Origin of the sequence: Tautonia plasticadhaerens, assembly GCF_007752535.1 — a bacterium.
GTDB classification, from domain to species: Bacteria; Planctomycetota; Planctomycetia; order Isosphaerales; family Isosphaeraceae; genus Tautonia; species Tautonia plasticadhaerens.
In genome coordinates this window covers 5917074-5935399 of record NZ_CP036426.1, presented here as the reverse complement: position 1 = coordinate 5935399, position 18326 = coordinate 5917074, and the positions used below count along the sequence as shown (strand labels likewise).

23 protein-coding genes are annotated in these 18326 nt (G+C 68.8%); 15 read left to right on the top strand and 8 right to left on the bottom strand.

Annotation, left to right across the window (positions count from 1 at the left end; translation table 11 throughout):
• Positions 1-174 precede the first annotated feature (174 nt).
• From ElP_RS23780 to ElP_RS40755, 6 genes are all read left to right on the top strand, one after another.
• Positions 175-717: an RNA 2'-phosphotransferase gene (locus ElP_RS23780; RefSeq protein ID WP_145274016.1), complete on the top strand. Its 543-nt coding sequence runs from the start codon at positions 175-177 to the stop codon at positions 715-717.
• A 153-nt stretch (positions 718-870) separates the two neighbouring features.
• Entirely contained in the window at positions 871-1350 is a 480-nt protein-coding gene (locus ElP_RS23775) for an alpha/beta hydrolase (protein ID WP_145274013.1), read from the top strand.
• The gene (locus ElP_RS23770) at positions 1347-1754 is read left to right on the top strand and encodes a hypothetical protein (protein WP_145274010.1); all 408 of its coding nucleotides are present in this window, start codon (positions 1347-1349) and stop codon (positions 1752-1754) included. The genes ElP_RS23775 and ElP_RS23770 overlap by 4 nt, the downstream gene beginning before the upstream one ends.
• Before the next feature lie 84 nt (positions 1755-1838).
• Positions 1839-2453 carry a SprT-like domain-containing protein gene (locus ElP_RS23765; RefSeq protein ID WP_145274007.1) on the top strand — a complete coding sequence of 205 codons (615 nt, stop codon included), beginning with the start codon at positions 1839-1841 and terminating at the stop codon, positions 2451-2453.
• A gap of 49 nt (positions 2454-2502) precedes the next feature.
• Positions 2503-2922, top strand: coding sequence for a class I SAM-dependent methyltransferase (locus ElP_RS23760; RefSeq protein WP_231749233.1), 420 nt, complete (start codon positions 2503-2505; stop codon positions 2920-2922).
• A gap of 72 nt (positions 2923-2994) precedes the next feature.
• Positions 2995-3117: a hypothetical protein gene (locus ElP_RS40755; protein ID WP_261344375.1), complete on the top strand. Its 123-nt coding sequence runs from the start codon at positions 2995-2997 to the stop codon at positions 3115-3117.
• Between the two features lie 163 nt (positions 3118-3280).
• Here the strand turns inward: ElP_RS40755 and ElP_RS23755 are convergent, their stop codons facing one another.
• Positions 3281-3754: a hypothetical protein gene (locus ElP_RS23755; RefSeq protein ID WP_145274004.1), complete on the bottom strand. Its 474-nt coding sequence runs from the start codon at positions 3752-3754 to the stop codon at positions 3281-3283.
• A gap of 173 nt (positions 3755-3927) precedes the next feature.
• Here ElP_RS23755 and ElP_RS23750 point away from each other — a divergent pair, with 173 nt between their 5' ends.
• On the top strand, positions 3928-4557 hold the full coding sequence (locus tag ElP_RS23750; RefSeq protein ID WP_145274001.1) for a hypothetical protein: 630 nt from the start codon (positions 3928-3930) through the stop codon (positions 4555-4557).
• Positions 4558-4570: 13 nt separating this feature from the next.
• Here the strand turns inward: ElP_RS23750 and ElP_RS23745 are convergent, their stop codons facing one another.
• The 4 genes from ElP_RS23745 to ElP_RS23735 form a co-directional block, all read right to left on the bottom strand.
• Complete coding sequence (locus ElP_RS23745) at positions 4571-5617, bottom strand: WD40/YVTN/BNR-like repeat-containing protein (protein WP_145273998.1); 1047 nt, start codon at positions 5615-5617, stop codon at positions 4571-4573.
• A 49-nt stretch (positions 5618-5666) separates the two neighbouring features.
• Positions 5667-6092, bottom strand: coding sequence for a hypothetical protein (locus tag ElP_RS23740; protein ID WP_145273995.1), 426 nt, complete (start codon positions 6090-6092; stop codon positions 5667-5669).
• A 213-nt stretch (positions 6093-6305) separates the two neighbouring features.
• On the bottom strand, positions 6306-6461 hold the full coding sequence (locus tag ElP_RS38580) for a hypothetical protein (protein WP_197446318.1): 156 nt from the start codon (positions 6459-6461) through the stop codon (positions 6306-6308).
• Complete coding sequence (locus ElP_RS23735; RefSeq protein ID WP_145273992.1) at positions 6458-7837, bottom strand: hypothetical protein; 1380 nt, start codon at positions 7835-7837, stop codon at positions 6458-6460. The genes ElP_RS38580 and ElP_RS23735 overlap by 4 nt, the downstream gene beginning before the upstream one ends.
• Positions 7838-8593: 756 nt before the next feature.
• Between ElP_RS23735 and ElP_RS23730 the strand changes: the two genes are divergently transcribed.
• A complete protein-coding gene (locus tag ElP_RS23730; protein WP_231749232.1) occupies positions 8594-8965 on the top strand; it encodes an HPr family phosphocarrier protein in 372 nt (123 codons plus the stop codon).
• Between the two features lie 215 nt (positions 8966-9180).
• Here the strand turns inward: ElP_RS23730 and ElP_RS23725 are convergent, their stop codons facing one another.
• A complete protein-coding gene (locus ElP_RS23725; protein WP_145273989.1) occupies positions 9181-10035 on the bottom strand; it encodes an HAD-IIA family hydrolase in 855 nt (284 codons plus the stop codon).
• A 630-nt stretch (positions 10036-10665) separates the two neighbouring features.
• On the opposite strand from ElP_RS23725, the gene ElP_RS23720 reads away from it, so the two are divergent.
• Positions 10666-11649, top strand: coding sequence for a hypothetical protein (locus ElP_RS23720; RefSeq protein ID WP_145273986.1), 984 nt, complete (start codon positions 10666-10668; stop codon positions 11647-11649).
• A 48-nt stretch (positions 11650-11697) separates the two neighbouring features.
• Positions 11698-12180: a hypothetical protein gene (locus tag ElP_RS23715; RefSeq protein ID WP_145273984.1), complete on the top strand. Its 483-nt coding sequence runs from the start codon at positions 11698-11700 to the stop codon at positions 12178-12180.
• Positions 12181-12342: 162 nt separating this feature from the next.
• Here ElP_RS23715 and ElP_RS23710 read toward each other — a convergent pair whose 3' ends face one another.
• A complete protein-coding gene (locus ElP_RS23710) occupies positions 12343-12693 on the bottom strand; it encodes a hypothetical protein (protein WP_145273981.1) in 351 nt (116 codons plus the stop codon).
• Positions 12694-13120: 427 nt separating this feature from the next.
• On the opposite strand from ElP_RS23710, the gene ElP_RS23705 reads away from it, so the two are divergent.
• The 5 genes from ElP_RS23705 (at position 13121) to ElP_RS23685 (ending at position 16845) form a co-directional block, all read left to right on the top strand.
• A complete protein-coding gene (locus tag ElP_RS23705; protein ID WP_145273978.1) occupies positions 13121-13462 on the top strand; it encodes an RNA recognition motif domain-containing protein in 342 nt (113 codons plus the stop codon).
• Positions 13463-13595: 133 nt separating this feature from the next.
• The gene (locus tag ElP_RS23700) at positions 13596-13793 is read left to right on the top strand and encodes a hypothetical protein (protein ID WP_145273975.1); all 198 of its coding nucleotides are present in this window, start codon (positions 13596-13598) and stop codon (positions 13791-13793) included.
• A gap of 439 nt (positions 13794-14232) precedes the next feature.
• A complete protein-coding gene (locus tag ElP_RS23695; protein ID WP_145273972.1) occupies positions 14233-14973 on the top strand; it encodes an oxygenase MpaB family protein in 741 nt (246 codons plus the stop codon).
• A 155-nt stretch (positions 14974-15128) separates the two neighbouring features.
• Positions 15129-15935: an IS5 family transposase gene (locus ElP_RS23690; RefSeq protein ID WP_145269653.1), complete on the top strand. Its 807-nt coding sequence runs from the start codon at positions 15129-15131 to the stop codon at positions 15933-15935.
• A gap of 52 nt (positions 15936-15987) precedes the next feature.
• Positions 15988-16845, top strand: coding sequence for a hypothetical protein (locus tag ElP_RS23685; protein ID WP_145273969.1), 858 nt, complete (start codon positions 15988-15990; stop codon positions 16843-16845).
• Between the two features lie 4 nt (positions 16846-16849).
• Here the strand turns inward: ElP_RS23685 and ElP_RS23680 are convergent, their stop codons facing one another.
• Positions 16850-18133 carry a hypothetical protein gene (locus tag ElP_RS23680; RefSeq protein ID WP_145273966.1) on the bottom strand — a complete coding sequence of 428 codons (1284 nt, stop codon included), beginning with the start codon at positions 18131-18133 and terminating at the stop codon, positions 16850-16852.
• Positions 18134-18326 lie beyond the last annotated feature (193 nt).

The window sequence follows — 18326 nt, the reverse complement described above, 5'->3', positions numbered from 1 at the left end:
TCATCGGTCGCCCTTCCGTCGATGATGCAGGGCCGTTGGCTGATACGATAACATAGCGATTGTAGAGGACGATGGCGTGCGATTCCGGCCGGTCATCGCCTTCGGGACGACCTGCTCGGATCGTCGGGAGGCGGCCGAGGCGGACTCCCCCGGCCGGCGAGAAGGGTGCAGCTCATGGAGAAGCGGCTGGTCCGGGTCAGCAAGTACCTGTCGAAGTACCTCCGGCACGCCCCGCAGGAACTCGGCCTGACGCTCCGGCCCGGCGGCTGGGTGCCGGTGGACGACCTGCTCGCTGCTGCCCAGGAGCACGGCTTCCCCATCGCCTACGACGAGCTGGTCGAGGTCATGGAAACGAACGACAAGCGGCGGTTCTCGTTCGATGGGTCGGGCGAGCTGATCCGGGCCAACCAGGGGCACAGCGTCGAGGTGGACCTGCACCTGGAGGAGAGGGAGCCGCCCGAGGTGCTCTACCACGGCACGGTCGAGCGGTTCCTGCCGGCGATCATGGAAGAGGGGCTCGTGCGGGGCAACCGGCACCACGTCCACCTGTCGAGGGACGTGGAGACGGCCCGCAGGGTCGGGGCGAGGCGGGGCAAGCCGATCATCCTCGAAGTCGCCGCCGGGCGGATGCACCGGGACGGGCACCGATTCTTCGTCTCGGCCAACGGCGTCTGGCTGACCGACGCTGTGCCGCCGGGCTACCTGACCGTGACCTGACCTCGCTCCTTCGGGGTCGGAGGCATTACCATCAGCCCGAGACCCAAGGGCGGAGACGATGCCGTCTCCCTCCCCGCAACCCCGATCGTGACTCCGCTCCGGGGCCGTCCCCGACGCCTAATCCGCCCCCGATCTGAAGGTTCCATCCGCCCGATGACGATCCTCTTCCTCCACGGCTGGCACTCGGTCCCCGGCGGCGTGAAGCCGTCCTACCTGGCCCGTCACGGCCACGAGGTCATCAACCCGCCGCTGGACGACGACGACTTCGCCCAGGCCGTCCGCACCGCCCAGGCCGAGTACGACCGGCACCATCCCGACGTGATCGTCGGCTCCTCCCGTGGCGGGTCCGTGGCCATGAACCTGGACTCGGGCTCGACCCCGCTCGTCCTGCTCTGCCCGGCCTGGAGGCGCCGGGGCACGGCCACCACGGTCAAGCCGGGCACGGCCATCCTGCACTCCGAGGCCGACGACGTGATCCCGATCGCCGACAGCCGGGAGCTGGTGCGGGCCAGCGGCCTCCCAGAGTCGGCCCTGATCGTCGTCGGCACCGACCATCGGCTCGCCGACCCCGAGCCGCTGGCGGCGATGCTGGAGGCATGTCAGGGGGCGGCGACCAGCCCGGAGGCCCGATGAGCCGGGAGGCCGCCCGCAACGCCGAGCCGTGCCTGCGCTTCGCCCCCAGCCGTGTCGTGGGCCTGCCCGGCGCCTCCGAGGTCGTCGTCCGGCCCGACCGTCTCGAACTGCGATCAGGCGGTCGTTGGGTCGTCCTGCCCTTCGACGAGATGGCCCGTTGGCCCCGGCCCGCCCGGCTCTGGCGGCTGCTCTCCCGCCTCGGGTGGCGGCCCCGATGGCTGCCGGTCGGCGATCGGGACTGGTTCCACCCTCCCCGTGACCGTTTCTTCCGGTTCTACACCGACCCGCCGCTCACGGTCTTCCTGGCCGACGAGGATCGGGGGATCGGCTATGGTGAGACCCTCTTCAGGCGGGTGCAGGACGTGATCGGATCGGGCGGGTTCTCCACGAATGACCTGGGATGAATCGCCGCCCCCGCCGTCGGCATCTGCGAGCGGACGGTTCTTTGTGGATTGAGTCCATCGATCCGGGAGTGCGGAGAACGGGGTATGGATCTGGAGCAACTGGACGCAATCGCCCGCCGGGAATTGGAGAGGCACGGCCTGCGGGGATGGACGTTCGGACTGTCGAGGACGAGGCGTCGGCTGGGCGTGTGCAAGTACCGGGCGAAGCGGATCGAGGTCGCCGAGTACTACGCCCGGCACAGCCCGCCGGAGACGGTCCTCGACACGCTGCTCCACGAAATCGCCCATGCCATCGCCGGACCCGCCGCCAAGCACGGACCGAAGTGGAAGGCCATCGCCGTCCGGCTGGGGGCCACGCCTCGTGCCTGCGAGTCGTCGCAGCAGGTGGTCGTCCAGCCCGGCGACTGGCAGGCGACCTGCCCCGGCTGTCAGCGGACCGTCCACCTCTACCGGCAACCGAGGAGCCTGGGCGGATACCGCTGCCGGTGCGAGGCCCGCTCGCCGCTGACGTTCGAGTACGTGGGCGACCCGGCACGGATGCCCGCCAGGCCCATGACCGCCCAGGAGTCGGCCCGGTGGGAGGCGAGGTGTGCCGGCTGCGGGACGGTGCATCTGCGGGTCCGCAGGCCGAAGCCGGGCCTCTGGCGGTGCAAGTGCTCCAATCGTTGCGAGATCGCCTGGCGTCCCCGGTCTGAATGAGGCTTGGGCCGAGAGGAATACCTCGTCGTCCCTCTGGGAGGAGATCGAGATGAGCGACGTGCTGGGCCGTGAAACCTTCGAGTCGATCTACGCCGGCACGCCCGCCTGGGACATCGGCAGGCCGCAGCGGGCGTTGGTCGAGGTCGCCGACCGGGTGACGGGGACGGTCCTCGATGCGGGCTGCGGCACCGGCGAGAACGCCCTGTTCTTCGCCGGGAGGGGGCATCCCGTGCTGGGGATCGACTTCCTCGAAGGCCCGATCATGGAGTCCCGGCGGAAGGCCGAGGAGCGTGGCCTGGATGCCGAGTTCGCCCGGATGGACGCCCTGACATTGCTGGGTCTCGACCGCCACTTCGATACCGTGATCGACAGCGGCCTGTTCCACGTCTTCTCCGACGAAGACAGGGCACGCTACGTCGCCGGGCTAGCCCACGTGACCAGTCCAGGCGGTCGGCTCTTCCTGCTTTGATTCAGCGACGAGGAGCCGGGCACGCAGGGTCCGAGACGGATTTCCCAGGGCGAAATCCGGGAAGCGTTTGCGGTGGGCTGGGACGTGGAGGAGATCCGGGCGGCGAGGTATGAGGTCCGCCCGGATCTGGCGGACCGATCGTACAGCGAGGGCGGGCCGAAGGCGTGGTTCTCGGTGATCCGGCGGGGGAGGTGATCATCCCCCGCTGGCTTATTAGCCCCCGGACTGCCTGCGTCGGATCGCCCCGCCCGTCATGCAGCCCGGTTGGAGTCCATCGACGACCTCGCCGTATCCGCATCGGCCCCTGCGACCCCGGTTCGAGTCCGACGCCGCAGGGTCCGAATCGCAGGTGCGTCGGTTATCCCCCATGGCTGCGGACGACGACCCGCCTGGCCTTCCTGAGTGCCTCCAGGGCCTCGTCCATGCCCCCGAGCCCCTTCAGCTCGCCGATCAGGTCGTCGATGCCGTCCTCCACCCGGTCGAGCGCCCGCTCCTTGTCGCCGGTGGGGACTGCGACGGCTGCTGACGGCTCGGAGTACGAGGCCCTCTGCCCGTTGTCCTCGGCCCTGGCTCGTTCGGCGGGCTCGGCAGCCGGTCTGGCCTTCGGCCTGGCCTTGCCCTTCGCCGTCCCGGCCCCTCCGGCGGCCCCCCGATTGCCCGTCAGGCCCAGCTCGGACCGGATCTTGTAGACCAGCGAGCCGCTGATGTTATCCTCGTTGCCCGCCTCCTGCCACGCCCGGTTGATCCCCTCCTCGTTGAGGCTGCCGTCCCTGGTGAGCTGCTCCCGGACGAATGCCGTCTTGCCCTGATTGACGCCTTTGCCGGTGGCCATGATCGTGACTCCACTGGATAATCTGGGGATCGTTCTCCACACTGTAACATGCCGGCTGCAAGTATGACGCCAGCGGGAGACCTTGGCCGGGCGGCAGCGTCGGTGCGATCCGTCCAAATGACCGGTCGGGAGAGCCGATGTGACTGTGACGGGGTGGTGAGTCTCCATTCAGGATGACGTTCCATCGGGAGGTGATGGGAGGGTCGGACGCCATGCCGGGATACCGATGCCGACGCTGCGGCGATGATCACGACGAGCTGGCACTCTACTACGGCCTCCACGCACTCGCCCCCCGGTCGAGCGTCCCCGAAGCCGAGCGGGATCAGCGGTGCTTCCCTTCCGGTGACCGCTGCATCATCATCGACGAGGAGGAGGCGACCGCAGGCCCGGTCCCCGAGGGGCCGCCGGCCTGGGAGCCGCCCCGCTTCCTGCGGGGAATCTGGGACTTCCTGGGCGATTGCTGCCGGTGGCTCGTCACGTCCCTGGTGCTCCCGCTGCTCGCCGGCATCGTCGTCGCCCTGCCGATCTCGATCCTCGCCTGCTGCGTCTTCTACGACGCCGAGTGGCCGATGCGAATCCTCTTCGGCGTGTGCATGGCCTTCTTCGCCCTGATGCTGCCCGTCCTCATCGGTTCCATCATCCTCGTCGCCTTGGTCGTCCTTATCACGGCCAGTCGCAGCATCGGGGGGCTGGTCCGCCTGTCCATCGGATCGCCCAACAGGAAGCCGACCTCGGCCCGGCGGGAAGGCGAACCTGCTCCGGGCAAGGCCGCCCTGTGGGATCACTGGCTCGATGGCGTGTGATGAGGGCGGTCCATCAATCCCGTGAATCGGCCTGCCCGACCCCGGCGTCGAACCGGGCGATGCGACCATCTTCCCCCACCGCCCAGCCCGCCCTTGGCCCTGCGAAACCGACGGCATGGAATCCCTCGTCGCCGAGCTTCGCCCAGGTCTCGCCCCCATCGTTCGACCAGTCCGTCCCCGTCGGCCCCACGGCCACCAGCGTCGGCCCGTCCAGGTCCGGCAGATAGGCGACGGCGGAGCGATACCCGCCGGGCTCCGGCCCCTGCGGCGACCTCCAGGTCCGGCCGCCGTCCGAGGTGAGGGCGACGAGCCTCCCCGCCAGGCCGGGTCGCTCGTAGTCGCCGCCGACGGCGACACCGTGCTCGGCGTCCCGGAACGCCAGCGAGAAGACGCCCGAGGAGGGCGAATCGGCCCGGACCGGCGTCTCGTGGGCCGTCCAGGTGCGGCCCCGGTCCTCGGAGCGGAAGACCCGGCCGGCGCCCGTGCCGAACCAGGCGTGACGTTCGCCTTGCACGACGAGGCAGGTGCCGCTGGCGGCGAACGCCCCCTCGCCGGGCAGGGCCTCGGGCATCCCTCCGGCGGCGATCCGATCCCAGGTCTCGCCGCCGTCGTCCGTCGCCAGGACCACGAACCGCCCGCCCACCGGGTCGCCGAGGACGAGTCCGTGGTCGGCGTCCCAGAAGGCCATGGCGTCGAGGAAGCCGTCGGGGTCTCGGTTGACGTGCCGGAGGGTCCAGGTCGCCCCGCCATCGGCGGTCTTGTAGATCCGGGACAGCTTCCCCTCGCCGATGGAGAGGGCGTAGGCCGTCCGCTCGTCGAACGCCTCGATGTCCCGGAAGTCCAGGTCGGCGGCGTCGGGGACGACCTTCGGCTCCCAGGTCTCGCCGCCGTCCACGGTGCGGAGGACGGTGCCGCCCGCACCGCTCGCCCAGGCGACCCGACCGCTCACGACGCACAGGCCCCGCAGCCGGGCCGTCGTGCCGGAGTCCTGGACGACCCACTGGGCCGGAGCGGCATCGCCGAGTGCGACGATGGCGAGGAGGGCGACGAACCATCGCATGAGCGGTCGATCTCGACGGGGTGGGGAAGAGGCGGGACCGATCCGAAGGTCACCGCTGCCCCCGGATCACCATCCGGCGGGCCTCCCTGATCCGCTCCTCGACCTCGGGCATGTCCCGCTCCATGACCCGGAAGAGCAGCCGGTCGAACTCGGCCTCCAGATCCTCCGGCCCCGTGCCGGCACGGGCCTTCGGCCTGGCAACCTTCGTCGGAGGTTGCTCGACCGGCTCGGCGGCCCGCTTCGCCGTGGTCCTGGTGGCCGCAGGCTTCTTCGTGCCCTTGTCGCCCGTTGCGGCCTTCTTGCCGCCGAAAAGCTTGCCCTTGACGTTGTATATCAGCGTGCCGCTGATCGAGCCCTCGTGGCCCGCCGCTCGCCATGCCTCGTTGACCGCCTTCTCGTTGGCGTCGGGGTTCTTCTTGAGGTAGTCCTCGACGAAGCCCGTCTTGCTCGTGCCGTTGGTGCCGCTGGTTGCCATGACGCTCTTCCCTACTGGTGTGGGGTGTGAAGTGACACACTCTCCATCAGTGTATCCTACGAGTGCGAACAACGGGCAGGAGCGGCCGAGTCAACCGGATTGATGGAGGCGAAGGAAGTGCTCTCATGACACGGGAGGAGCAGCCGGATTATCAATAGGCTGGGCGAGCTGGTGGTGGTTCGGGCGTCTTCGTCGAAGTGATGAGGACCGTGATCATCCCGCCTCTCGCCTGGTCTCCTGGATCGACCCGGCCCAGATCAGGCCCATCGTGGCCTGGTTGTCTCGCCGGAACTCGATGATCCAGTTGTCGTCGAACCCCGAATGCTCGTCGTCCTCTGCTCCTTGTCCCAGCAGTATTCCCCCCTTCATGTCCTGGGGCAGAACGAACAGGCGGTCGGGCTGGTCCCCTTCTTCTTGTTCCAGCAAAGTTCCCCCCGATCCTGGATGGGCATCGAGATCACTTGCTCCTCGGCCTGATCTTCCTCCTGTCCCGGCGAAGTTCCCCCCCGATCCTGATCGGATGACGATCCGGTCGTCGATTCCGCCCTCTGTCCAGATCCGACGATTTCATCGAGCGTCTCGACCAGCCATCCCGCCATGTGCCACTTCGCAGCCTTGCCCTTGATGTACCGACCGTTGTCGGCCACGAACCCGCTGTAGTACCGCCGATCCACCATCTCCAGGCCGCCCTGGGCCTCGATCACGTCCCGGATCGCCTTCCACCGGTGGTAGTCGAACGCCCGGCCCACCTCGCCGTCCTGGTACAGCCGGCCCCAGATCGCCTTGATCCGTGCGGTCGGCAGGGTGCCATCGGCGTTGGACTTTGAGGTGCAAACTTTCACAATGACCAGGCCGATCGCCACGTCCTCGGCCTCGACCCTCGCACGGCTCGACGTGGCCAGGGGCTCGGGAACCCAGGTCCGGGCGAACTCCAGGTAGGGGCCGCCGATTGCTTCCGCCTCCTCGGTGGACAGTGGATGGTTGCGGGTGGAACCTTTCAACCTGAAAACCGACAGCTTCCTGGGTCCGGGGATCACGATCCGTTCGGCCCGATCTTCCAGCTCGTAGATTTTCTGGATCGACAGGACCGTCGTGTCCCGGAACTCCTCGAACCGGTCCAGGATGTCCCTGGGCAACTTGGCCAACTGGCCCGACTTCATGCGCTCGATCTGCCGCCCTTCGCCCTTCGCCCAGGTGAGGATGTGGGGCGTCCCCTTGATCTCGACATCCTCGATGTCGTGCTCGGGGTGGGTCGCCAGGAAGAGGCGCAGCAGCGTCTTGAGCACCTTGTCCAGGCGCTTGAGGAGGTTGGCGACCGCCACGTCGTCGAGCCCCTCCTTGTCGAGGATGAAGTAGCCGTGTCGTCCTTTGCCGTGCGTGGACGGCTCGTGGTAGAGGGCGGGGAAACCGTTGTCTTCGAGCCACTCGGCGAAGGCCCTGGCGGATGCGGCGGTGCCCCTCCCGTGGCAATCAATGTCGATCAGGCTGAGCGTCCGGGGCGTGGTCTTGCGGCCATCCGCCCAGAAGTAGAAGGTGGTCTGCCCGGCGAAGTGGGCGTAGAGGTCGCTATTGTTGGGGCTGCCCATGAAGCCGAGTCGGTTGTATTGCCCGATCATCTGGTCGTTGGTGTAGCGGTCCACGCCGCCGGGCTTGGCCCAGCCGAAGCCGTAGGGGCTGATCAGCGACTTGAGGAACGAGCAGATCGGGTCACGGACCCGGCGATTTCGAGTTTTTTCTGATGGCATGACGCTTATATATAAGGGCGAGGTCTTCGGATTTCGCTGCGAGTTTTCTGGACATGACATGACCGACGAGGGCCGGGAGCGATCCCGGCCCTCGTTGTTCGGACCCGGCGGCCAAGAGCAGGCGAAATATTAATATGTCACTTTTGTCGATTCAATAATGTAAAACGGGAGATTTGTATCGGGACGAAGGGCGGGGCAGCAGTCCCTTTAGGGGCGAGCTGGGTCCGTCGTCGGCGACGAAGCCCTCATGACTTCCGTATGAGGTAAATCTCGGGAGAGTTGGACACAACGCTTCCGTGGCGGGTGGAGTAAAAGGAGAACCTCATGCCAGGCATCCAGTCATTGACTTGTGTGCCGGAAGCCCCTATGCTGCATGCCATCCGACGATCCCGCACCAGGCCGATCCCGTCGCCCGGCGTCACGTGGCTCTTTCCATCGTCGTACCGGCGGCTCGATGTCGAGCCCCGGCAGGCGCAACGCCATGCACCACGCCGATCGCATGACCCACTCGCTCATGCCTCCTCACACCCGCCCTCACCGTCGCCCCGGCCGATGCCCGAAGGGACTCGACCGATCGGGCCTGAGTGCGGCATCGATCGGACGGTGAGCTGCCCACGTCGGTATCGGTGAGAGAAGGGTCCACCCCATTCGGTTCCGAGCCCCTCATGACCGGGGGATCTCCCGCCCGGCTCCCGTGAGCCGTCGGGGCGGTGGACCCGCCGCAACCCCGCTGATCCTTTGAGATTGAGATCGACCATGATGACGAAGACGCCCGTCGCCCGCCTCCGAACCGAGGTCGGCATCGACCTCGGGCTGCACCTGCGCCCCGCCAGCCGGGTGGTGGGGCTGGCGCAGCGGTTCGACGCCGAGATCCGGGTCCGCTGCGGCGGGTCCGAGGCCGACGGCAAGAGTGTCCTGGGCCTGCTGGGGCTGGCCGCCGAGGCGGGCATGGTGCTCGACCTGGAGGCCCGTGGCCCCGACGCCGAGGAGTGCGGTCGTCGCCCTGGCCGACCTGATCTCGGGCCGGGGCCAGAGGGCCGAACAACCATCGGTCGCATGTGGCGGCTCCCGGCTCGATGCCGCAGGACGATGATCGCCGACGATTGGGGGCAATCAGCAGGGCACTGACGTGCTCCTGCCGACGATGAAGAAGCTGGTCCGGGACGGGCTTTCTTACGAAGGGGTGAAGCGGGCCGTGGGCATCCCCGGACGCCGAGGGCGAAGATCGGCGGTGAGCAGTTCGAGCGGCGGGCGACGGGATACGTCCAGGAGGGGCTGGACCGGGCGAGTGCCGGGGGAGGTCCGGGGGAGAAGGAGGCCCTCCCCCGGACCGTCGCCCTCGCTCATCCCGGTGTCGTCGCCGGGGTCGGCTCTCGGCGTGCCCGCCCGCCGCTGCGGGGCCGGGGCGGGGCGTCGGACCCGGTGAACTCCCGCACCAGGTCGCCATGGTCCAGGTCGGCGATCGACTCGACGATCTTGTCGGGCCGGTAGGCGTAGCGGCCCAGGTCGGCCCGCCGGGTGCCCCCGCTGAGGACCAGGACCGTCCTGAACCCCAGCTGCACCCCGCCCAGGATGTCCGTCTCCATCGTGTCGCCGATGACGACCGTCTGGTCGGTCGTCAGGCCCAGCTCCTTGCGGGCGCCCCGCAGCATCACCGGGCTGGGCTTGCCCACGCTGAAGGCTTTGGTCCCGCTGGCCGCCTCCAGCATCGCCGCCGTCGCCCCGCAGCCGGGCCGCAGGCCGCCCTCGGTCGGGCAGTTCGGGTCCAGGTTCGTGGCGATCAGCTTCGCCCCGCCGAGGATCATGCCCAGGGCCGCCTCGACCATCTCGAAGCTGATGGTGCGGCCCTCGCCGACGACCACGTAGTCGGGGTCACGGTCCACGATGGCGTAGCCGTTCTCGTGCAGGGCGTTGAGCAGGCCGCCCTCGCCGATGACATAGGCCGTGCCGCCGGGCTTCTGCTGGGCCAGGAAGCGGGCGGTGGCCATGGCGCAGGTGTAGACGTGCTCCATCTCCACGTCGATGCCCAGGCGTTGCAGCCGGGTGGCCACGTCCCGCCGGGTGCGCTGGCTGTTGTTGGTCAGGAAGCGGAAGGGGACATCGGCCTTGCGGAGCCCGGCGATGAACCGGTCCGCACCGGGGATGAGTTGCCCGCCCCGGTAGATGACGCCATCCATATCGATCAGGAATCCGAGCATCCGGTGTCAATTCCTCGGACGAATGAGTCAGTCAGTGCCGCCTCTCGCCGCCGGTGGCGCCTGGGGCCGCCCCCGATGGGGATGGTCCCTGGCCGACCGGGCGACGGGATGCGGTCGCACGGCCCGGTGCGAACGCTATACCGGGGGCGGGGAGGCGGTCGGGATGACGGCGGTGGTGGCGCCCGGAAAGGCGATCATTCCTTCGGCTTACGACGAGGTGATCGCTCGAACGGGCAGGCCGAACCGATCCCGCCGGGGTCGCCGCCCTGCCCATCGTTTCAGCACGCCCCCTCGGGCCGGATGCAGGAGAACCTCCGACTCGGATGCCCCGACGAGAGCCCATCCCCCTTCGGACCCGACGGACTTCGGCGACGAGGACGACTGCCACCTCGCCGGGAGCCCACCGGTGGCGGACCCCGAGATCGACCTGCATGAAGGCGAGGCAGCTTCGCCGCCCTGAACCCCGGCCTGGACGGCATCTGCATCGCCGACTCCGACGGATCGAGGAGGAGGCACACGCCTGCACCTCCCCGACCTCGGCGGGTGAGTGCTCGTGCTGGCAGCCGGGCCACGGGGCACGTATGCTGAGGCGGTCGCAGGTCCGTGTCCCATCGCCGGGGAGGATCGCCCATGTCCGACCACCAGCCCGCCCGCCCCCCGAACGCCGACACCGCCCCCTCCAGCCGCCGGGACTTCCTGCACCAGGCCGCCGGGCTCACCGCCGGCATCGCCGCCCTGGCCCCGGCCGCCCAGGCGGGCGGCCGGCCCCCGGCCTCCGCATCGTCGCTGCCGACGATCCGGCTCGGCCCGCACGAGGTCACCCGGCTGATCGTCGGCGGCAACCCGATCTACGGCCACTCGCACCACAACAAACTCTTCAGCCAGCACTTGACCGACTGGCATACGCCCGAGCGGGTCGTCGAGCTGCTCAAGCGGTGCGAGCAGTGCGGCATCAACACCTGGCAGAACAGCTACGCCGAGCGGACCCTCTCGGATCTGGACCGCTACCGGGAGGCCGGCGGGACGATGCACTGGCTGTGCCTGGGCAAGCCCGACTGGGACCGGCACCCCGAGCACATCGACGACGCCGCCAAGCGGAGGCCGATCGGCATCTCGCCGCACGGGGCGCTGAACGAGCGGCTGCACCGGGAGAAGAAGTACGACGTGCTGACCGACCTCCTGAAGCGTATCCGGGATCAGGGGGTGCTGGTCGGCCTGTCGGCCCACGACCCGAGGCTGATCGAGACGGCCGAGGAGAAGGGCTGGGACATCGACTACTACATGACCTGCCTTTACTACCTGACCCGGCCCAAGGAGGAGTCCCGGCAGATCCTCGGCGAGAACCTGCCGCTGGGTGAGATTTACCTGCCCTCCGACCCGCCGAGGATGTTCCGGGCGATCCAGGCCACGTCCAAGCCTTGCCTCGCCTACAAGATCCTGGCGGCGGGGCGGCGGATCGGCAGCCCGGCCGAGGTGCGGCGGTGCTTCGAGGAGGCGTTCGCCGGCATCAAGCCGACCGATGCGGTGATCGTCGGAATGTACCAGCAGTTCGGCGATCAGGTCGCCGAGGACGCCGCCCTGGTCCGGGAGGTCGCCGGCACGGGCGGACGCTGATCGCCGAGGCCGACTCGGTGGAGGCCGTCCGATAGGCAAGGAGAGGCCATGCTCCGCAAGCAGATCATCAAGGCTCACGAGGAGGCTCCGGCCCCCACGGCGGGCAAGATCGACATCGCCGCCGTGGCCACCGTGCTGGTGACATCCGAGGCCCCCCAGCATCCGGTGGACCACGCCTTCGACGGCAGTCGAGGCCCTGGGGGAACCCGCTGGGTCGCAGGCGAGCCCGGCGAGCAGACGTTGATCCTGGCCTTCGACGTACCGCAGACGATCCGACGGGTTGCCCTGGAGGTCGAGGAGCCGGAGGTCGCCCGCACCCAGGAACTCCAGCTGGCACTCTCCACCGACGGCGGGAAGGACTACAGGGAAGTGCTGCGGCAGGAGTACAACTTCAGCCCGCCGGGCACGACCTTCGAGCGGGAGGAATGGCAGGTGGACGCCGATGCCGTGACCCACCTGCGACTCTCCATCACGCCGGACAAGGGCGGCAGGCCCTGCCGGGCGACGATCACGTCGCTGTTCTTGAGGTGAAGAAGTCGGACCGGCGACCGTCGGCAACTTCGAGTCTCTCGCCATGTCCTCGTCCGCCCCGGCCCTCCTCGGCGGGATGCCGGTGACAATGCCAGGGAGGAGGGGATCGTGGTGGAGTTCAGTGGTGGCATGGCTCGGCAGGGCCACCCGGACCAGGGCCGATCAGGTTCCCGGTCGATGGTCGATCAGCCGTCGCCGCTCCTCCTCGACGTAGCGCTCGACCAATCCGTGCAACTCATCGGTGGAGTCCGCCCCGACGATCGTGACCTGTCGCTCGGCGGACGGGGTTCCGCTCGGATTGTAGGAGACCCGGAACTCCCCGTCCCGATCGGCGAGGCCGACGACGACGGCGAAGAACGGTTGCCGCCCATCGCCGGCAAACCCCTCGCTCCGAATCCGCAGCGTGACGTTGCGGCCCTGCGCCTTCAACGCCAGGCCGATGCCGGGCTCCTCCCTCAAGTCCTCCCTCAACCGGGAGAACAGGCCGACGATGACCTCTTCGGTCCGATCCATGGCATCTTATCCTTTGCGGCCTCGCTCCGCAGGACGACGGCGACGAACGGCTCGCCATCCCGCTGCCTCGGGCTCCGACGCCGACGCCCGGTCGTGGGCGAGCCCTTCGAGGCGAACGGGGCTCCCATCGTCGGGACCGGGATCGGCCGACCGTCATTCTATCCGAACCGGAGTGGCGAGGCGGATCATATCGGCCGAATGGCCCGGCCCGCCCGTGAGTGTCGGCCGGATTTTCCTGTGCGTTTCTTCAATTACTTGTTATTCTCTTGTCGGTTGGTCTGACGATCGAGAAGCGACTGCTGGTTCTCCCCGATCCGGTCTCCGCCCCCTCCCTCGCCGTCCCGGCCCAAGGGCTCGCCCTGAGCCACGTTTCCCCGACCCGGAACGCACCCTGCGGGTCGTCGCATCCCCGCCTCGGAGCCCGATCTTGTCCAAGAAGCTGTACGTCGGCAACCTCACCTACAACGTCAGCGACTCCGACCTCCAGGAGTTGTTCTCGCACTACGGGTCCGTGCAGAGCGCCCAGGTCATCATGGACCGGGAGTCGGGCCGCTCCAAGGGCTTCGGCTTCGTGGAGATGGACACGGAGGCCGAGGCCCAGGCGGCCATCCAGGCCCTCAACGAGTACGAGTATGGCGGACGGAACCTGACGGTCAACGAGGCCAAGCCCCGTGAGCCCCGCTCGGGCGGCGGCGGCTACGGCGGCGGCCGTGGCGGCGGCGGCTATGGGGGCGGTGGCGGTGGCTACGGCGGCGGCGGCCGGTATTGACCGTTCGGCCGCTCGCTCGACGCCGAGGGGCTGCCACGGTGGCCCTTCCCTCACCCCGGTGGAGGCCGCTCGTCCGGGTGGCCCCACCGGCACACCGGCATGAGGCCACCTCGACCACCCCCAGGAGGCGCCGATGACCACGAGATACCAACACTCCCCGCCCCCGCCCGTCTCGACCAGGGTCCGCTGCCCGGTCTGCAATCAGGCCGTCTATTCGCCGGGGGGCATCCATCCCCAGTGCGCCGTCCGGCAGTCCGACCCGCCCCGGCCCAAGGCCAAGCCGAATCCGGCACCCGAGCAGGCCGATCCGGTGACGAAGCCCGTCGGGTAGTCCGGTGCCGTCGATGATTCGCCGGTCATCGTGAGCCGATCCTGTCTCGATCGGCATCCCATCCAAAATCGTCCCGGCGATCGTCCCTGATCCTCGCCGGGTGCGGCCGGGTGCCGGCCTCGATGTGGTGGGAGCATGGGCCGGCGGCGAGCGTCCGAGGGCCGGGCGCACCAGCAGGCCCGTGCCGGCGGTCCGCATCGGCCGGGAGCGGGCCGAGGGGGCAGGACACCTGCCGGCGGGGGCCGGTCCTCAGATCGGTCGAGGACGCCAACCGACGGATCGAACCTGCGTGCCGTGGCGTCCAGCAGCTCGGGAGATCGCTCGAATCCCCGACTCCGATGCACGAATCCGGGCCATGGCGGCACAATGGACGGAGCAGCCGTGCCGGGCGATCAGGGACATCGCCGGCCCACAGCTCCCCCGACCTGATGGCGACGTGATGCGACCCTTCGTCCGCCCCGATTCCATCGTCCGCTCGATCTGGGGCGATGCCGACACGATCCTCTTCGTCTTCTCCGGCTCGGCGGCCGAGTTCGCCCTGAACCGGGCCGTCGATTGGCTCTTCTACACCGGCAAGTTGCCCGCCGACCCGTTTGGGCGGCTCTTCTCCACCGCCCGGTTCGCCCAGGACATCGCCTTCGTCGATGAAGACACGGCCCGCCGCAGCCTCGACCGCATTCGGGCCGCCCACGGGGCCGTCGAGCGGAAGCGAGGAGAGACCATCCCGGACTGGGCGAACCGGGACGTGCTCTACATGCTCATCGACTACTCGGGGCGGGCCTTCGAGCTGCTCCATCGCCCGCTGACCGAGGCGGAGCGGGCCGAACTCTACGACGTGTTCCGCCGGGTGGGGGAGGGACTGGCGATTCCCGAGTTGCCCGAGACCTACGACGCCTGGCGGGAGGACCGTCGGCTCCATATGGAGCGGGATCTGGCCTACTCCGACCTCTCGAAGGAATCCTACGGGCGGTATCGTCGCCACCTCGGATGGTGGTGGTACGAGACGTTGCTCCGGGTGCAGAGCATTCTGGTGCCGGACCACGTGCGTCGGCTGCTGGGCCTGAAACGCTCTCGCTGGCTGCGGCCCCCGCTGACGGCGTACCGGGCCATACGGGTCACTGGCCTATCATGGGGCGGGCGCAACGTTGAGGTCAGAGCAGATGGAGGGCGGACGAGATGAGGTACAAGGACCAAGCCATCCCACCTGATCCCCCTCCCGGCCTGGGCGAGGCGGGCGAGATTGTGGTGGAGTCTCCTAAGAAGCCCTGACAAAACCGTGTGGCATGGAGTTTGCGCCCTGGTGCTGTTTTCCTCCGAACCGAAGGAGACACCACCATGGCGAGCGCCCACATGCCGGACGAGTTCTTCGATCTGGTTGCCCACCACCTGCCGCCGGAACCGGCCATCGGCCCCTACGGCGGGCGTCCGCCGATCGGGCACCGGGTCGCCCTGCGTGTCATCTGGTTCGTCCTGGCCACCGGCAATCGCTGGGAGGATGTCCCGCAGGAACTCGGCTGCTCAGGTCGCACCGCCCATCGCCGGCTGCGGGCCTGGGAGGAGGCCGGCATCTGGGACCGCCTCCATGCCGACCTGCTGAGGCTGCTCCGCAAGGCTGGCAAGCTGGAGACCGACACGGTGGTCGTCGACGGCGTGACGGTGCGGGCCTCCGGCGGCGGCGAGGCGACCGGCCCGAGCCCCGTCGACCGCAGCAGGAAGGGCACGAAGCACACGGTGATGGTCAGTCGCACCGGAGTGCCGCTGGCGATCCGCACCGCCGGGGCCAACGAGAGCGACCACCGCCAGATCATCCCGCTGGTGCTCGACTTCCCGAGCGTCGCCGGCAAACCGGGCAGGCCGAAGCAGTTGCCGGATGACCTGTATGCCGACCGGGGCTACGACAGCGAGGGGACGAGGGCGTTACTGCGTTGGATGGGCATCGAGCCGCACATCGCCAAGCGTCGGACACCGCACGGCAGCGGGCTGGGCAAGGTCCGCTGGGTGGTGGAGCGGACGATCGGCTGGATCAAGGGCCTGCGGCGGATGCGGGTGCGGTACGACCGGCTGGGGGTGATCCAGGACGCCTGGACGACCCTGGCGGCCTGTGTCATCTGCTTCCGTATCCTCCACCAGGATGTGATGTGATTCACCCGGTTTTGTCAGGGCTTCTAACGAAGCTGGAGACTCCCTGCGGCTCGTGACCCTCTCCTGGTCCGTGCCCCGGCGGGGCGGCAACCTCCTTTGCCCCGAGGATTTCCTCACGACCCTGGGACGGCTTCGTGACCGTCACCCGGAGCCGTGGGACTTGCTGCTCGCCTCGGGACGGACGCTCTCGGCCGAACCACCCCCAGGAGCGATCCGGGCCAGGACGGGAGGGTCGCCCGTCCTCTTCGAGGTCATCAACGACACGGGACGCACCGCACGATGGCTCCTGAACCATGGCGACAGAGAGGCCCGGAGCGGCCCGATCCGGTCGGAGCAGATCGTCGTCCGGGGCGGCGACGAGGCGGCCTGCTACGACCTGCTGTCTTCCGTGCTCGGGGCCGGGGGCGGCGTCCTGCGCCTCCGGGGCCGCCGGACCCGCCTGATCCTGCTCATCTGCGGCGAGAACAACGCCCTGAACACCAGGGGACGGGGCCTCTCGACGCTCGCTCGCCCTGGCCCTGTCTTGGCCGAGGCGCTGGAGCACGGCTGGGTCGCCCTGAACCCGGCCCACAGCCCTTACTGGCCGCAGTCGAAGATGACCGGCTTCGCCAAGGTGGGCCGGGTCGGCGGTGTGGGCGAGACGATGGCCCGGACCGTCACCAGGCGGACTCCGTATCCCGACGGCACGTCGCCGCCGCTCGCCTTCGTCCACGCCAATAACTTCCTCGCCGATCAGCCCCGGACCAGGGAATACGCCTCCGTGGCCTTCGGGCCGGAGGGGCGTCTCGCCTCCGAGTCTTTGATCGAGGGCGAAATCCCGACGACCGAGGGCGGCGAACAGCTCGGTTGGCTGGCGGCGTCCTACCGCATCCCGGACGGGGGCGTGGACCGGGATGCCGAGGGCCGGTGAGGGGTCACCAGGGGTTCACCTGCTTGCCCTCCACGGCCAGCCAGATGCACTCGTTCGCCAGCCTCGGGGGCAACTCGGGGAAGAGCCCGAGCCACCACCGGGCGAACCCGGCCTCGTCGGCGGGGATCACGCCCCGGCCGAACTTCTTGACGAACGCCTCGTGGAACGAGTCGAGCTTGAAGTTGGCGAAGACCGCCGTGCGGCCCTCCCGCCAGAGCCAGAGCTGCCAGTCGCACAGCATGTACGCCGACATCGCCGGGCCGACCATGTAGAAGGTCCGCTCCAGCCGCATCCGCAACGCCCGCTCCAGCGGCAGCACGGCCCCTGCCTGCGTCACGCCCCGCCGGAAGTCGCCGGGCGGGAACTGGGACACGCCGAGGTCGTCGCACTCGTGAGCGAGCCATCGTCGGAACGAGTGATCGAATGGCTTGAGGGCTGACGAATTCTGGAGCAACGCCCTCGCCGACCAGTGGAACTTCCTCCACGGGAAGTGATCGAACGCCTCGGCGAGCGACGAGCCGACCGCCCCGCCGTGATCCCGCAGCACGCCCAAGGTCGCCTCCAGCGGCAAGCCCCCGACCCCGGACAGCAGGTGTTGCCGGATATCCGGCACGTCCCAGAGCGAGGCCAGTTCCGGCACGCCGATGCCCCTGGCCTTCAGGGGCACGAACTCCGGGGCCACCCTCGTCAGCGGATCGATCCCGGCGAACTCGGCCGCCCGGAAGCCCTGCATGTCAAGGCTGTGGGCCAGGAAGGCGTGCCAGGTCAGGTCGTCGTCCGTGTCGGAGATGAGGATCTGCGAGCGGTCCAGGATCATCGTGGCGTAGGAGGCCCACGCCCGGTCCAGCTCCGGGCAGCCCGTCGAGATCTCCGGCGGTAGTGACCGCCTGCCCTCCGGCGGCGGTGGCACGATCGGAGGCTTTGGCGCCCCAATGGGGGCCGAGGCCGGCGTCACTGCGACCGCAGGATGTCGGGACGGCGGCTCCAGCCCCGGCGTCATCGGCGGCTTGCAAGCCCCGCAGGGGATGAGGGCTCCGCCGGTCGCACGCCCGCCCCACTCGGCGAGGGCGGCCAAGTCCGTCGAACAGGTCTTGATGTAGCCCGTCGTCGTCCAGTTCGTGCGTTCCGGGATGTTGATGTGTTCGCATGAGGCCCGGTGCAGGATCAGGTAGCTGCTCGTCGGGGCTCGGTGAGAGTTGACGACGAGGCCGTGTGGGTGCTCCCCCAGCCAGCGGAGATAGCCCTCGTCGTCGTTGATGAACTGCTCGTAGCCGTTCTGTGCGGACATCTGCGTGCCTCCCCGGCGAAGTTGGACGCAAACAAAAACAGGGCACCGCTCCGACGCTTGACGTTGCGTCGATCGTTGCCCTGCCCCTGAATGCCTACGACCGGGTTCCCATCGCAGGAGGGCACCAAATTGTCATTCGATTGTCGGTGACGGCGATGAGGATGTCAACTCCTCTGCCCGAGTGACGAGAACG